This window comes from Xanthomonas sp. WHRI 6108 (assembly GCF_040202385.2).
Classification (GTDB): Bacteria; Pseudomonadota; Gammaproteobacteria; order Xanthomonadales; family Xanthomonadaceae; genus Xanthomonas; species Xanthomonas arboricola.
In genome coordinates, this window is record NZ_CP168198.1 from 4,362,670 (window position 1) to 4,376,571 (window position 13,902).

General features: G+C 66.6%; 15 protein-coding genes. 6 read left to right on the plus strand and 9 right to left on the minus strand.

Going from position 1 to position 13,902, the window contains the following annotated elements; genetic code table 11:
- The first annotated feature begins 83 nt into the window (after positions 1–83).
- Positions 84–1,199: an alpha/beta hydrolase gene (locus ABQ039_RS18365; RefSeq protein WP_349778504.1), complete on the plus strand. Its 1,116-nt coding sequence runs from the start codon at positions 84–86 to the stop codon at positions 1,197–1,199.
- A 241-nt stretch (positions 1,200–1,440) separates the two neighbouring features.
- On the opposite strand, the gene rarD is transcribed toward ABQ039_RS18365, so the two are convergent.
- Together rarD and yedA are read right to left on the minus strand one after the other, a co-directional pair.
- On the minus strand, positions 1,441–2,352 hold the full coding sequence (rarD, locus tag ABQ039_RS18370) for an EamA family transporter RarD (RefSeq protein WP_349778505.1): 912 nt from the start codon (positions 2,350–2,352) through the stop codon (positions 1,441–1,443).
- Positions 2,349–3,245, minus strand: a complete 897-nt coding sequence (yedA, locus tag ABQ039_RS18375; RefSeq protein WP_024939056.1) for a drug/metabolite exporter YedA — start codon at positions 3,243–3,245, stop codon at positions 2,349–2,351. The genes rarD and yedA overlap by 4 nt, the downstream gene beginning before the upstream one ends.
- 86 nt (positions 3,246–3,331) lie before the next feature.
- On the opposite strand from yedA, the gene ABQ039_RS18380 reads away from it, so the two are divergent.
- Complete coding sequence (locus tag ABQ039_RS18380) at positions 3,332–3,748, plus strand: Rap1a/Tai family immunity protein (protein ID WP_046344903.1); 417 nt, start codon at positions 3,332–3,334, stop codon at positions 3,746–3,748.
- Between the two features lie 124 nt (positions 3,749–3,872).
- On the opposite strand, the gene ABQ039_RS18385 is transcribed toward ABQ039_RS18380, so the two are convergent.
- The 7 genes from ABQ039_RS18385 to rocF form a co-directional block, all read right to left on the minus strand.
- Positions 3,873–5,525 carry a M28 family metallopeptidase gene (locus ABQ039_RS18385; RefSeq protein ID WP_065048491.1) on the minus strand — a complete coding sequence of 551 codons (1,653 nt, stop codon included), beginning with the start codon at positions 5,523–5,525 and terminating at the stop codon, positions 3,873–3,875.
- Positions 5,526–6,371: 846 nt separating this feature from the next.
- Positions 6,372–7,316, minus strand: coding sequence for an MBL fold metallo-hydrolase (locus ABQ039_RS18390; RefSeq protein WP_349778506.1), 945 nt, complete (start codon positions 7,314–7,316; stop codon positions 6,372–6,374).
- A gap of 57 nt (positions 7,317–7,373) precedes the next feature.
- Positions 7,374–8,663 (minus strand): tryptophan--tRNA ligase, encoded by a 1,290-nt coding sequence (locus ABQ039_RS18395; RefSeq protein ID WP_349778507.1) that lies wholly within the window; start codon positions 8,661–8,663, stop codon positions 7,374–7,376.
- Positions 8,664–8,844: 181 nt separating this feature from the next.
- Positions 8,845–9,054 carry a CsbD family protein gene (locus ABQ039_RS18400; RefSeq protein ID WP_016904514.1) on the minus strand — a complete coding sequence of 70 codons (210 nt, stop codon included), beginning with the start codon at positions 9,052–9,054 and terminating at the stop codon, positions 8,845–8,847.
- A gap of 251 nt (positions 9,055–9,305) precedes the next feature.
- A complete protein-coding gene (locus tag ABQ039_RS18405; RefSeq protein WP_016904515.1) occupies positions 9,306–9,440 on the minus strand; it encodes an entericidin A/B family lipoprotein in 135 nt (44 codons plus the stop codon).
- 78 nt (positions 9,441–9,518) lie between these two features.
- Complete coding sequence (locus ABQ039_RS18410; RefSeq protein WP_006451340.1) at positions 9,519–9,671, minus strand: entericidin A/B family lipoprotein; 153 nt, start codon at positions 9,669–9,671, stop codon at positions 9,519–9,521.
- A gap of 110 nt (positions 9,672–9,781) precedes the next feature.
- Positions 9,782–10,705 (minus strand): arginase, encoded by a 924-nt coding sequence (rocF, locus tag ABQ039_RS18415; protein ID WP_046346094.1) that lies wholly within the window; start codon positions 10,703–10,705, stop codon positions 9,782–9,784.
- Positions 10,706–11,183: 478 nt separating this feature from the next.
- On the opposite strand from rocF, the gene ABQ039_RS18420 reads away from it, so the two are divergent.
- The 4 genes from ABQ039_RS18420 to ABQ039_RS18435 all read left to right on the plus strand — a co-directional run bounded on the left by ABQ039_RS18420 (position 11,184) and on the right by ABQ039_RS18435 (position 13,611).
- Positions 11,184–11,636 carry a roadblock/LC7 domain-containing protein gene (locus tag ABQ039_RS18420; protein WP_054591235.1) on the plus strand — a complete coding sequence of 151 codons (453 nt, stop codon included), beginning with the start codon at positions 11,184–11,186 and terminating at the stop codon, positions 11,634–11,636.
- A 64-nt stretch (positions 11,637–11,700) separates the two neighbouring features.
- Positions 11,701–12,060 carry a hypothetical protein gene (locus ABQ039_RS18425; protein ID WP_016904518.1) on the plus strand — a complete coding sequence of 120 codons (360 nt, stop codon included), beginning with the start codon at positions 11,701–11,703 and terminating at the stop codon, positions 12,058–12,060.
- 94 nt (positions 12,061–12,154) lie between these two features.
- Entirely contained in the window at positions 12,155–13,072 is a 918-nt protein-coding gene (locus ABQ039_RS18430) for a hypothetical protein (RefSeq protein WP_104575692.1), read from the plus strand.
- Positions 13,069–13,611: an ATP/GTP-binding protein gene (locus tag ABQ039_RS18435; RefSeq protein WP_016904520.1), complete on the plus strand. Its 543-nt coding sequence runs from the start codon at positions 13,069–13,071 to the stop codon at positions 13,609–13,611. Before ABQ039_RS18430 ends, ABQ039_RS18435 begins: the two co-directional genes overlap by 4 nt.
- Positions 13,612–13,902 lie beyond the last annotated feature (291 nt).

Genomic DNA, 13,902 nt, shown 5'->3' on the forward strand with positions numbered 1-13,902 from the left:
TCGTTTTGTCACTGCACTGCGGTAGATGCGCGGGTCGGGCAGGCCGTAGGCTGCCCGGCCGTTGCATCCATCGATCTTCGCCCATGACGCGCCTGATTCTGCTGGCCTGCGCCTGCCTGTGGCTGGCCGGCTGTTCCTCGTCCTCCACCTCGCTCAGCGAGCGCCTGGTGGCGCCCGGCGGTACCTCGCCATTGCTGGACGAGGAGCGCATTGCCGCCACCATCGCCACGGTGCCCAACCGCAGCGGGCATGTGGTCACGCGCGATCAGGTGCCGATCTTCTGGCGCGCGATCGACCCCGGCCAGTACGCCATGCACTACCGCTATCTCGGCCAGCGCCACGATCCGGCGCATGCGCTGGATGTCGATTTCAGTTTCAAGGTGCCCACCGCGACCCCGCCGACGCCGCGCGGCACCGTGGTGCTGCTGCATGGCTGGATGATGGATGGCGATTCGCTGCTGCCATGGTCGCTGGAACTGGCGCAGGCCGGCTACCGGGTGATCACCATCGACCTGCGCAACCACGGCCATTCCGGCGGTGGCCCGTCCGGTTACGGGACGCGCGAATCCGACGACGTCATCGACGTGCTCGATGCACTGCAACCGCGTGGCGAGATCCGTGGCCCGCTGTACCTGTTCGGCATTTCCTACGGCGCCGCCACCGCGCTGTTCACCGCCGACAAGCTCGGGCCGCGTGTGACCGGCGTGGTGGCGATGGAATCCTTCGCCAACGCCGGGCGCGGCATTCGCGACATGGTCCCGCACCTGCTCGCCAGCCAACCGGATGGCTGGCGTGGGCAGGCGGTGGCCGCGTATGCGCGCTGGCGTTATGCCGACCAGAATATCGATGCGGTGATCGCCGCCGCCGACCGCCAGCTGCAGCTGGACCTGGACCACGTCGATGTCACGCAGGCCTTGGCCGATACGCGCAGCTGCGTGCTGCTGGTGCACGGCGATGCCGATCAGCACATCCCGGTCGCGCATGGGCGTGCGCTGGCGCTGGCCAGCCCGCGCGCGCACTACGTCGAGCTGCCTGGCGAAACCCATCTGAGCCTGCCGCTGCGGCTGGATCTGCTGGGTGGGCCGATCGACCAGTGGCTGGCGCAGACGCAACAGGATCCAGGCCACTGCCTCGCGCCGCAGGCACTGCCGACCTCCACGCTGGCGGTGGCGACACCGGCGTTGGCGCCGCGCGGCTGAGAGCGGCTGACAGACGACGCCAACGGTCGTCAGGCGGGAGCGGACCGCGCGCTACGAAACGGTGGGTCTGAATGACATGCCGATGACCGCATCTGCACCGCGGTGAGCGCAGTGGTCTGTTGCTCGCCCTGAATCCAGGCAGGAGCTGCGCAACGGCGGGCTGTCGAAGCGCGCACCACGCTGCTGCCCACCGCGCAACGCAGCCACTGCGCGATTGAACGGATCGCGCAGCGGCCGATGCTTAAGGCGTCGCCACCACCGGCCGCCGCTGCCGCCACAGGCTATCGCCGACGAACAGCAGCAGCCCCACCCAGATCGCGGCAAATCCGATCGCGCGCCCCTGATCGAACGGCTCGTGGAAGAACCACACGCCCAGCAGCAACTGCAGGCTCGGCGCGATGTATTGCAGGATGCCCACCAGCGACAGCGGAATCCGCCGCACGCCATACGCAAACCCGATCAGCGGCACCGCGGTCAGCACGCCGCCCAAGATCAGCAGCAGATCGGTACGCAGGTCCCAGCCGCTCAGGAAGGCGCCACCATGGCCCTGCTCGCCCCAGCCCGCCAGCAGCAGCGCCGGCACGAACAGGTACACGCTTTCCACACCCAGCCCGGCCACCGGATCCACCGCCACCAGCTTGCGCAGCAGGCCGTAGGCACCGAACGAGAACGCCAGCCCCAGCGCGATCCACGGCGGCGCACCGGCATCCAGGGTCAGCCACAGCACGCCCACCGCCGCACACACCACCGCCACCCACTGGATGCGCTGCAGGCGTTCCTTCAGCACCAGCACGCCCAGCAACACGCTCAGCAGCGGATTGATGAAATACCCCAGGCTGGCCTCGATCACGTGCCCGGCGTTGATCGCCCAGATATACAGGCCCCAGTTGAACGCAATCGCCACGCTGCTGCCGGCCAGCATCCATAGCGCGCGCGGCTGCGCGGCGATGGCGCGCCACCAGCGCAGGCCCGAGGTGACCAGCAACCACGCCACCACCAACAGCGCGCTCCAGACGATGCGGTGCGCGATGATCTGCAGCGACGGCACCGCCTTGAGCAGATGCCAGTACAGCGGCACCAGGCCCCAGATCACGAAGGTCGATGCGGTGATCAACAGCCCGCGACGCGCCTCGGTCGGCGAGACCGCCGTCATCGCCGCGCCTTGGCCAGGGTCACCACCAGCACGCCGGACAGGATCACCGCCATCGCGCCGATGTCGTGCGCGCTGAAACGCTCATGCCCCAGCCAGGCACCCAACGCCACCGCAATCACCGGGTTGACGTAGGCGTAGCTGCCGGCCAACGCCGGGCGCACGTGATGCAGCAGCCACACGTAAGCGGTAAACGCCACGATCGAGCCGAACACGCACAGGTAGGCCACGGCCAGCAGCCCCTGCGAGGTCGGCAGGCTCTGTGGGCGCTCGCCGATCAGCAGGCCGGTGCTGACCAGCAACACGCCGCCGCACAGCATCTGCCCGGCGGCAGTCATGAACGGCGACGGCAGGTCGCGTCCGCGCGACCACACCGAGCCGAAGGCCCAGCCGATCGGCGCGATCAGCAACAACACCAGCCCACCCGGCGTGGCGGTCAGGCTGCTGCCGGCGTTGAGCCAGACCACGCCCAGAAAGCCGATCACGATACCCAGCCATTCGCCACGGCTGGCGTGCTGCCCGCGCAAGGCGCCGAACAAGGCCATCCACAGCGGCACCGATGCCACCGAGGTGGCGGCCAGGCCCGACGACACGCTGCGCTCGGCCAGCACCACCATGCCGTTGCCCAGCAGCAACAGGGCCGCGCCCATCATTGCCACGTTCTTCCATTGCGCGCGCGTCGGCGCAGCCACCCCGCGCCAGCGCAGTACCGCATACAGCACCGTGCCGGCCACGATGAAGCGCGCCCCGGACACCATGGTCAGCGGCAGCGCGCCGCCTTCCAACGCAAAGCGGATCGCCAGATAGGTCGAGCCCCAGACCACATAGACCAGCAACAACGCGACAACGACCAGGCCGCTGCGCGCAGGCGCCACAGCATCGTGTGAAGAGGACATCGAAGATTGCCAAATACAGCGGAAGCTTCAATTCTAGATCACCTGCCCACGCCAACGTCGTACGCCTCTCGGGCGCCTGCCGCGGTATGGTGCGCATTGATCCCCGGCCCGGAGTGCATATGCAGCGTCGCGTCCCCTGGTTGATGTTGGCCGCCCTGACCGTGCTATCGGCCAGTGCATTGGCACGCGTGCCCGAACCCTGGGAGCCCAGCGGGCGCAAGCTCCTCGAGGCCGGGCTGGACGGTTCGTTGGCGCCGGAGATCGCGCCCGAACAAACCGAGCTCAAGGTCATGCTCTCGGCGAACCGCGCCGGCGCTTACCTGCTCGGCGTCGCCAGCAGCAGTTACCGCACGCAATGGTGCATGCCGGCCGGCAAGAGCGGCCCGCCGGACATGCAGGCGATCATCAGCGATATCGGCGCGCTACCCGATGCACGCCTGGACGAGGCCGCACCCGCATTGATCGTACAGGCGCTGGCCAAGCGCTACCCGTGCCGCAAATAGGCGGCGCGGTCGCCGCAGGCCGGCTCGACCAACCGCCACGCAATAGCCGGATGCACTGACGTTCGCCTCGCCGATCGCCCGACGCCCGGGCTCGAAAGCACCAGGCGTTTGCATACCACCGGCCCTACTTGCGTGCGGCGTCGCTGCTGGCGCGGATCGCCTTGAACTCCGAACCGTCCTGCCAGCTCGGCCACTGCCGGCCGTTGGCCAGCGCCACGCCGACGTCGTAGACCAGGGTGGTGTCGGCCGCGTGGCCGCTGGCATCCCATTGCGGGGTCCAGCGATCGCAGGGCTGGTGATAGCACTCGGCAAAATACTTGTCGCGCAGCGCCTTGCCGGCCGCCACGCCGCCGTCGAGCATGTCCAGCCCGGGACCGGCGGTGATCGCCGGCACGCCCATGCGCGCAAAGGCGAAATGGTCGGCGCGGTAGAAGAAGCCCGCTTCCAGATTCGGGTCCGGCGAATAGCTGCGGCCGCGCGCCTTGGCCGCGGTTTCCAGATCGCCTTCCAGCGACACCCGTCCGCGTCCCCACGAGGCGATATCGCGGGTGGGGCCATCGGGGCTGAACATCTCCATGTTGAGTACCGCCACGGTCTTGTCCAGCGGCGCCAGCGGATGCGCGGCGTAATAGTTGGCGCCGAGCAGGCCCTTCTCTTCCGCCGTCAACGCGATGAAATACAGCGTGCGCTGCGGCTTGGGGCCGGCCGCGAACACGCGCGCCAGTTCCAGCACGCTGGCCACGCCGGTGGCGTTGTCCACCGCGCCACGCCGCACCGTGTCGCCGCCGGCATCGGCCTTGCCCACGCCGAACGCATCCCAGTGCGCGGAGAAGATCACCGTCTCGTCCGGATGCTGGCTGCCGGTGAGCTTGGCCACCACGTTGTGCGTGACCACGCGCTCGCGCTTGAGCTTGAAGTCCACCGACAGCGTCGCATCGCCCAATGCCACCGGGGCGAAGTCGCGCTGCTGCGCGCGCTGCTTGGCCTGCGCAAAATCCAGCCCGGCGCGCTGGAACAGCGACACCGCCAACGCCTGCTGCATCCAGCCACGCACCGGCACATGCTGCGCCTTCGCATCGGCATCGCTGCGTTCGATATCGAACAACGGCGACAGGCCCGAACTCTGCACCGTCGCCCAGCCGTACGCGGCCGGCGCGGTCTCGTGCACGATCAACACGCCGGCGGCACCACGACGCGCGGCCTCTTCGTACTTGTAGGTCCAGCGGCCGTAGTAGGTCACCGCCTTGCCATCGAAGGCGCCAGGCTGGCTGGATTCGAAGTCGGCATCGTTGATCAGCACCACCGCGATCTTGCCGCGCAGGTCCACGCCCTTGTAGTCGTCCCACTGCCGCTCCGGCGCACTGATGCCGTAGCCCACGAACACCAGCGGTGCATGCTTCAAGCGCACCGCGTCCTGCGGACGCAGGCTCTGCAGGGTCACATCGGTGCCATTGACCAGTGTCTGGCTCTTGCCGCCGACACGCAGGCTGGCGCGCACCGGGCCATCGACCTGGGCGCGCACCAACGGCACCGCCTGGGTCCAACCGCCCTGCTCGCCACCCGGCTGCAGGCCGCCAGCCTTGAACTGCTCGACCAGGTAATCGACCGTGCGCTGCTCGCCGGCACTGGCCGGCGCACGGCCCTCGAACTCGTCCGAGGCCAGCAGGCGCACATGCCGCGACAACGCTTCGGCATCAATGCCGCCACCGGGCAGATCATTGGCGGCCTGCGCCACGCCCCCCACGAACAGGCAGGCGGACAACAACAGGATGCGCATCGGGTTCACGGCATGGCCTTGCAACTGATAGATGACACACAGTTTACAAGCGCACGGCCGCCACGGGAGCGCTTTGACCCGCGTTGGCAGGCGCGATGTCTTCCTCTCTAGCAGGCCCCTTGGGCTGCATGGATGCTGTCACGGAGCTCGATGGCGGATTTACCGCGTGTCCTGCAAGCGGCAAAGACACCGCGCGCTCCGCTCACAGAGCTCTTGGTTCACGCCTCTGATCGCGCCTAAACATGACTAAGGTTCGAAGTCTCGATTGCTTTGGCGTTGTGCTTCGAGAGCCTGGACAGTGCGGATAGATCAGCTGCAGAGCTGATGATTTGCAGCTTGGCTGCAAGGCCCTTGCCCGCCCACCATCGCGGGACACGCCGCAAGTACGTCCATGTAGGCTCTTACGCGGCATCCATGCCGCGTAAGGTCCCGCGACGGTGAGCGGACAAGGACCCGTCGGGATGGTCGGTGTGCATGGTTAAAAGCGGTGCATGACCTGCGCCGGTCGGATCACTTGTGCGTTCGATTAGCGCCTCACCATCTTCCGATCACAAGCCGAGCGGCAGACAGGCTTCAACACGCAACTTAAAACGTCTCAGCTACGACCGCTAGCCGAGCAACAAGCTTTCAAAAGCAGCCGACCAACTGTCTGGTGCGATGTCCTCGACAGTTGCGGGACCGTATGAAGGCATGGATGCTGCCACCGCGCCTCCACGGACGGATTTACGGAGTGTCGCGCAAGCGGTGAGGGCACCGCGCGCTCGACCGACGCGGCTTTTGACTGTTTCCGAACGACGCGACGACTCGCTGCAGCGCTCTAGTGGGGTGTTACCCACTCCAGTGGTGCTAATTGGTACGCGTCGCGCGATCCAGCCAGCACGCCAGGCCCTGCGCGTTGAGTTCGATGTCGGTGCCCAGTAGCTGCGCCACGCGTGCATCGTCCAGCCGGCAGCCGTGCAGGCGGGCGCGCTGCAGATACAGGTCGGTCAGCGCCGCCACCATGCAGCGATGGCGGTCCGCACGCTGCGCGCAGTCCAGCGCGATGGCGGTCATCGCATGGATCTGCTCGACCAGTGCCTGCGCCAGCGGTGCCGGCGATTCGACCCGGCCGTAGTGGGTGAGATACATCGTCTGCGGCGCGGCCTCCATCAGCCGCGCGATCGAGTGCAGCATCGCCTCCGGTTCGAATTGCACCGGCGAGGAGGTCGGCAGGATGAAGGCGCCTTGCGCGCTATCGAGCTGGCGATACGACAGGCCGAAGGTGTCGCCAGTGAACCAGCTGCGGCTGCGCGCATCCCACACGCACAGATGATGGCGTGCGTGGCCCGGCGTCTCGATGGTGCGCAGCGCGCGCTCGCCCAGCACCACGGTCTGTCCGTCGGCCGCTTCCACCACGCGCTCGGCCGGCACCGGCACGATCGCGCCGTAACTGCGCGCCATTTCCGCCGCGCCGTACACCGCCGTGGCACCGGCGATCAGTCGGGCGGGGTCGATCATGTGCGGCGCGCCGCGCGGATGCACCAGCACCCGCGCATTGGGCAGATGCTGCAGCAAGGCTCCCGCCCCGCCAGCGTGATCCAGATGCACGTGGGTCAGGATCAGCCAGTCCACCTGCGCCGGCATCAGCCCGGCCGACTGCAATGCGGCCAGCATCTGCGGCACCGACAGCGAAGTGCCGCAATCGACGAAGGCGCCACGTTGCGCCTCGACGATCAGGTACGCCGCATCGAACTGCACACCGCCAAAGCCGGTGTCGATGGTGTGGATGCTGGAATCGGCAGTCGCTGTCATTGCTCCCCCACGGCTATGCGAGAGGCCACAGTCTAGCCACCGGCTCCACGGGTGTCGTTACGCCTCGCGCAACACGCGCAGCGCCGCCAGGATCAACTCCGCCTCCACCTGCGCATGCACGCCCGGCAATTGCAGGTCGCTGCCCTGCCCGGCCTGCTTCAGCCGCGCAATCAGCTGGCCCGCATCGCGTGGCGAGGCGAAGCCATCGCTCTGCAGCAGCAACGCACCGGCGCCGTCGGTCAACTTGAAATAGAACTGCCCGTCGCTCTCGCGGTATTGCTTGAACACCGGCGGCGCGCTCTTCTCGCTCGCTGGCGTCGCAGCCGCATCGCCCTGGCTGGACAGATCGCGCAGCCCCACCGCAGCACGCAGCTCGGTCAGGAACGGAGTGGCGTAGCGTGCGCGCAGACGTGCGCCACCGGCGCGCAGAATCGCCTCGATCTTGGCCGGCTCGGCCATCAGCGCCTCGTAGCGCGTGCGCAGCGGTGCGATCTCCTGGTCGATACGCTCGAACAGCTGTTGCTTGGCATCGCCCCAGCCGATGCCATCGGCAAAGGCCTGCGCAAAGGCCGCCGTTTCCTGCGGCGTGGCAAAGGCCTGGTACAGCTGGAACAATGCCGACCCCTGCGTGTCCTTGGCTTCGCCGGGTGCGCGCGAATCGGTGAGGATGGAGAACACCAGCTTGCGCAATTCCTCGCGCGGGGCGAACAGCGGAATCGTGTTGCCGTAACTCTTGCTCATCTTGCGGCCGTCCAGACCCGGCAAGGTCGAGACCTGCTCGTCGATCACCACCTCGGGCAGGGTGAAGAAGTCGCGGCCATACACGTGGTTGAAGCGCTGGGCGAAATCGCGCGCCATCTCGATATGCTGGATCTGGTCGCGCCCCACCGGCACCTTGTGCGCGTTGAAGATCAGGATGTCTGCAGCCATCAGCACCGGATACATGAACAGGCCGGCGGTCACGCCCGCATCGTCGTCTTCGCCGTCGGCGCGATTCTTGTCCACCGCCGCCTTGTAGGCATGCGCACGGTTGAGGATGCCCTTGCCGGCCACGCAAGTCAGCAGCCACAGCAACTCGGTGGTCTCCGGCACATCGGACTGGCGATAGAACCACACCGTTTCCGGGTCCAGGCCGCAGGCCAGCCAGCTGGCGGCAATCTCCAGCGTGGAGCGCTGCGTCCGCGCCGGGTCCTGCGCCTTGATCAGGCTGTGCAGGTCGGCCAGGAAGTAGAAGCTTTCCGTATCGGCAGCCGTACTGGCCTGGATGGCCGGGCGGATCGCGCCGACGTAATTGCCCAGATGCGGGGTGCCGGAAGTGGTGATGCCGGTAAGGACGCGAGTGGTCATCTGCGTAAGGCCAGGGAGTCAGCACGCAAGTTTAGCGGTTCCGTGCCCCTGGCATGAACGAGACGGTGCCTTGTACCTGCCGCTACCGGCAGCGGCGGCAGACGCAGAACGGGCCGCATCAAGCGGCCCGTCCTGTGCAGTTGCGCTCACCACGGCGGGTGGGCGTGGTTGCGCGGCACCGTCAGGTGTCGTCGCGCAACGACTTTTCGAAGGCGCGCACTTCGGTCTGGGCGCGGTCGCGATCCCAGCCGTAGCGCTCCTGCAGCTTGCCCTGCAGATATTCGGCGTTGCCCTCGGCAACCTTGAAATCGTCGTCGGTGAGGTCGCCCCACTTGGCCTGCGCCTTGCCCTTGAGCTGGGTCCACTTGCCGGAAATGATGTCAGTGTTCATTGCGTCGACTCCGCTGATGCGGCCGCGATTGACCGTCTGCGCAGGTTGCCCACCGCACCGTTCGCCGCAGATCAAAAGCCGTCAAACCCATACTCACCGCACTGAACGGTTGCCGACGCTTGCGGCGCAGCTCTACGCATGACCGCGCCGTCGCATGCCCAGATGCGTCGCCGCACTGCCCTGCCTGCGTAAGGCATCAGGCAAAAAAAAAACGGGCCTTGCGGCCCGTTTTTTCTGCATGCAGCGCTAGATTACTTGCGCGCAGCGTCTTCCACCTTCTCGCCAGCGCCCTGCACGTCCTTGCCGGCACCTGCGACGGTGTTGCAACCCGACAGCATACCGACCGACAACACCGACAGCACCAGCAGCACAATTGCACGCTTCATAACAGACTCCTTCGTGGGTAAAGCGGCGGCTTGCCGCAGATCAATCAAATCAAAAAACTAGGGTTCAAAACGCAAGGATCAGCACTTACCGTCGCTGCAATTGTCGGCCTTCTTTTCGACCTTCTCGCCTGCACCCTGCATGTCCTTGCCGGCGCCGGCCATGGTGTTGCAGCCAGTCATCACGCCGGCCGAAAACAGGCCCAGTACCATCAGTGTCAGCAGTCGCTTCATCGGTCTTCCTCAAGTTCTGCGTTCGGTGCAGACGCACCGTGTCTGGCGACAAATCTGACTGCGCGGCCGTGGATTTGATGTGAACGCGGCGTGCTGCGTTCAGCGATCGATCAATCTCGCATCAGTGTCGACTTGCCGAACAGGCTCTCGACCAGATCCACCGCCAGCTCGGCGGTGGCGTTGCGGTTGTCCAGGACCGGATTGAGCTCGACGATGTCCAGCGACCCCATGCGCCCGGTGTCGGCGATCATCTCCATCACCAGCTGCGCCTCGCGGTAGTTGGGCCCACCCGGCACCGTGGTGCCCACGCCCGGTGCGATGCTCGGGTCCAGGAAATCCACGTCGAAGCTCACATGCAGATGGGTGTCATCACTCATCCCCTGAAGGGCGGTCTCCATGGTGCGCTTCATGCCGGCCTCGTCGATGTAGCGCATGTCGTAGACATCGATGCGGTGCTGTTTGATCAGGCGCTTCTCCTCCGGGTCCACCGAGCGGATGCCGATCTGCCGCACCTGCTCGGGCAGCAACGCCGGTGCGCTGCCGCCCAGATGCGTCAACGCCTGCGGGCCCAGCCCGCACAGGCAGGCTACCGGCATACCGTGCACGTTGCCCGACGGTGTCACCTCACTGGTATTGAAGTCCGAGTGCGCATCCAGCCATAGCACCCGCAGCGGGCGTTGCTGCTCGCGGCAGTACTTGGCCACCGCGGTGATCGAGCCGATGCCCAGGCAGTGGTCGCCACCGAGCATGACCGGCATGCGGCCGGCGCGCAGCTGCGCATAGCTGGCCTCCATCAGCGCCTGGTTCCAGGCCACCACCTCGTCCAGATGCCGGTAGCCGGCCTGCGGGGCCTGCCAGGGATTGCGCGGGCCATCCAGGTTGCCCAGGTCGTGCACCTCCACGCCGCGGCCGATCAAGGCCTCCTGCAGCCCGGCGATGCGCAACGCCTCCGGCCCCATCCGCGCACCACGGTGGCCGGCACCGATGTCGGTGGGAACACCAATCAGGGAAACCGGCAGGTACTGCGTCGCCATGCATTGCTCCAGCATCGAGAAAGCGCTGCAGTCTAGTCGCCGGCTCGTGCGCTGACGCGCGGCAGCGCAGCACGACGTCCGGCCTGCGTCACCGATCACGCAATCGCATTTGCCACTGCAGCAATCGAAAGTGCGGCCGATAGTGCGTAGCGGGCAATGGTCGGACCGGTCCGGGTGGCAGGCGCAACACCGCGGTACAGGCGCGCTGCAGTCAGGCCGGAGCACTGGCAGTGCATCGGCCGCGCCCGCTTGGCGGCGGCGACCAGCGCGTGCTGGCCGCTTGAAGTGACGTGGTTGGGCAGTTTGTGGCGTATCTGCGCTTTGCGGACTGTGCTTGTCTGACCGCACAGTTAAGAGATTGAGGGTGCTATGACGATGACGGAAGGTGCCGATGCTACTGTTCGCCCGCCAGCGCGGGACCCGGTGTCATCGACAAGGTCTTTCATCGCGCAGCGGGTTTTGTACAGGGGAGGATTTCATGCCGCATAACGCCGTCAACCAGGTCGTCAAGGCTGCCGTGGGCGAGGTCGCGCGGGCGTCGCACCAATACGATCTGCAGCGCATCGGGCGCGAGTTCGCGCAGACCATCGAGCGCGAGCCGGGCATCCGTCTGCTGATGCTGTCCACTGCCGACGGGCGCGCCATCGCCGAACAATCCAGCCTGGATGTGGACGGTCGCCGGCTGGCAGCGATGGCCAATTCGTTCCTGACCCTGGGCGAGACCCTGGCACGCGAATCCAGTCTGAGCGAAGCCGACTACGCCACCATCAGTACGCGCGGCGGGCAGCTGGTGCTGATCCGCATTCGCGCCGACAAACCGCTGACGCTCACCGCGGTGGGCAGCAGCGATCTCAATGCCGCAGCGCTGCTGTTCAACGCACGCGACTGCGCCGGCCGCCTGGCGACAGCGCTGGCGCAGCCGGCCGACTGAGCGTTTGGCACTGTTCGTGCTTGTGCCAGTGCACTGAATTTCTCACCGCTCGTAAGGACGACCCGTGTCAAAACTCAATCTGGAACACCTGCATTCGATCGCCGGCTTCGTCGGCGCTGCCCTGGTCGATAGCGACAGCGGCATGGCGCTGGGCATGACCGGCGGCACCGATCTCAACCTGGAACTTGCCGCAGCCGGCAATACCGAGGTGGTGCGTGCCAAGCGCCGTATCGCCGAGCAGCTCGGCCTCAACGACACCATCGAAGACATCCTGATCACCCTGGCGCGTCAATACCACCTGCTGCGCCCGCTGGAGAGCAACGGTACCTTGTTCCTGTACGTCGTGCTGGATCGCGCCAAGGCCAATCTGGCCATGGCCCGTCATGAGCTCAAGGCGTTCGAGAAGACCCTGGACTTCGGTTGATGCCAACCAGGCGGCGCGCACGCGTCGCCTGCCCGGCCTGCCGGTCCGTACCGGCAGCCACCGTACTTGCTACGCGCCGACGCGGCGCCCTGTCATGACCTCACCCATTCACACCATGCGGGTCGCCACGGCCGGCCTGGACCTGCTGCACACCACGCGCCTGAAACTGGCGTGCTCGTTGCTGCTGGCCGAGCGCATCGACGTGCAGTTGGGGCAATGGCCGCAACACGCCGCCGAGGTGGTGGTGCTGGGGCTGGAAAGCCCCGATGGCCTGGCCGCCTGGCAGGCCTTGCAGGGGCAACCGGTGCGCGTGCTGGTGGTGTCGCGGACACCGGTCGGCGGCGCATGGCTCAAGCACGGCGCCACCGTGCGCGAACTCAACGAGCAGATGCGCCTGTTGCTGTCGTCCTCCGATCATGCGCAGGTCGCCGAGCCGGCCTTGCTGGTCCGCCATTGCCGCGGCGAATTCGGCACCGCTGCGGTGCTGCTGCGCAACGGACATTTGCAGGTGCGCGTGGACCCGGCCGACAGCTGCGTGCAGCTTCCCGCCGGCATCGCCTTGACCGAGCTGCTGGCGGCCCTGGATCGCCCCGGCTGGCAGGTTGCGCCGGACACCGCCGACAGCGTACTGAGCCAACGTATTTCCTTCGAAGCGCTGTACTTCGCCCTGCCCGAGCACCTGCGCCCCGCGCTGCCGGCGGTCGAACCCAGCCATGCGCTGCGGTTGCGGCAATGGCCGGAGCTGAGTGCCGAGACCAGTTCGCCGGCGCAGCTGCTTGCCATTGCCCACCTGCATGCGCGCCCGTGGCGCCCGCAGGCGCTGGCCAATGCTTGCAAGCTGCCGCTGCAAACGGTGGAATGCCTGTTCGCCGCTGCACTCGCCAGCGGCCTTGCCCAGACTGCGGAGATTCCCGTGCCTGCAACGCAGCCCCGTCCGGACAGCAGCAACTCCCGGTTTTTCTCCTGGGTCGCACGTCGCTTTGGCCTCTCTCTCTTTCAGGCGCAGTCATGAGTCTTCCGGCCAACAAACTGGTGTTCGTTGGCGGCATGGGCGCCGGCAAGACCACCGCCGTGCGCGCCATCTCCGACGTGGAGCCGGTCAGCACCGAGATGCCGCTCAGCCAGGATGCCTACGGCGACAAGACCTACACCACGGTCGCACTGGACTACAGCTCGATCGAACTGGAAGACGGCGAGTTGCTGCACGTCTACGGCGTGCCCGGGCAGAAGTACCTGGATTTCATGTGGCCGCTGGTGTGCGACGGCGCGTTGGGCGTGATCGTGCTGGTCAGCGCGCGCGATCCGCAGATGCGCGATGCCACCGTGGCCTTGCTGCGCGAGTTTTCGCAGATCGCACCTGCGGCAAGCCTGGCGGTGGGCATCACCATGACCGACGAAATGCAGGACTTTTTGCTGCCGCCGTTCCGTGATGCGCTGGTGGCCGAAGGCTTCCGCATCCCGGTCATGCGCGTGGACGCACGCTCGGCCACCCAGATCACGTTCCTGGTGAAGTCGCTGCTGTCCTATCGCTACACCTCGGCGACCAGCTAAGCGGGCGCGTACGTGGCATTGCCGACGTGGTCGGTGCGCGAGAAAAACAAGGAATCCGGTCACGACGGTGCCTGAGAGGGCGTCACGCGGGGGATGCCGCCTCTAGGGTGACGGCGACGCGTCCATCTTCCTTGTTGCCAGGCACGCAACGCGGACGTCATACATTCGGGTGCTTTGCCTGACTTGTTCAGTATGCCGCGCAGCCAGAAATCAGGGCATCGGGACGTTCCCGACATCGCGCAGGACATACCGGTCATACGGCATATGCAATAGCGCCAGCAGCCGGCAGCG

Bases quoted from the DNA above. Each gene is read 5' to 3' on its own strand.
- ABQ039_RS18365 (WP_349778504.1), top strand. From the start codon at position 84: ATGACGCGCCTGATTCTGCTGGCCTGCGCCTGCCTGTGGCTGGCCGGC.
- rarD (WP_349778505.1), bottom strand. From the start codon at position 2,352: ATGACGGCGGTCTCGCCGACCGAGGCGCGTCGCGGGCTGTTGATCACC.
- yedA (WP_024939056.1), bottom strand. From the start codon at position 3,245: ATGTCCTCTTCACACGATGCTGTGGCGCCTGCGCGCAGCGGCCTGGTC.
- ABQ039_RS18380 (WP_046344903.1), top strand. From the start codon at position 3,332: ATGGTGCGCATTGATCCCCGGCCCGGAGTGCATATGCAGCGTCGCGTC.
- ABQ039_RS18385 (WP_065048491.1), bottom strand. From the start codon at position 5,525: ATGCGCATCCTGTTGTTGTCCGCCTGCCTGTTCGTGGGGGGCGTGGCG.
- ABQ039_RS18390 (WP_349778506.1), bottom strand. From the start codon at position 7,316: ATGACAGCGACTGCCGATTCCAGCATCCACACCATCGACACCGGCTTT.
- ABQ039_RS18395 (WP_349778507.1), bottom strand. From the start codon at position 8,663: ATGACCACTCGCGTCCTTACCGGCATCACCACTTCCGGCACCCCGCAT.
- ABQ039_RS18400 (WP_016904514.1), bottom strand. From the start codon at position 9,054: ATGAACACTGACATCATTTCCGGCAAGTGGACCCAGCTCAAGGGCAAG.
- ABQ039_RS18405 (WP_016904515.1), bottom strand. From the start codon at position 9,440: ATGAAGCGTGCAATTGTGCTGCTGGTGCTGTCGGTGTTGTCGGTCGGT.
- ABQ039_RS18410 (WP_006451340.1), bottom strand. From the start codon at position 9,671: ATGAAGCGACTGCTGACACTGATGGTACTGGGCCTGTTTTCGGCCGGC.
- rocF (WP_046346094.1), bottom strand. From the start codon at position 10,705: ATGGCGACGCAGTACCTGCCGGTTTCCCTGATTGGTGTTCCCACCGAC.
- ABQ039_RS18420 (WP_054591235.1), top strand. From the start codon at position 11,184: ATGCCGCATAACGCCGTCAACCAGGTCGTCAAGGCTGCCGTGGGCGAG.
- ABQ039_RS18430 (WP_104575692.1), top strand. From the start codon at position 12,155: ATGACCTCACCCATTCACACCATGCGGGTCGCCACGGCCGGCCTGGAC.
- ABQ039_RS18435 (WP_016904520.1), top strand. From the start codon at position 13,069: ATGAGTCTTCCGGCCAACAAACTGGTGTTCGTTGGCGGCATGGGCGCC.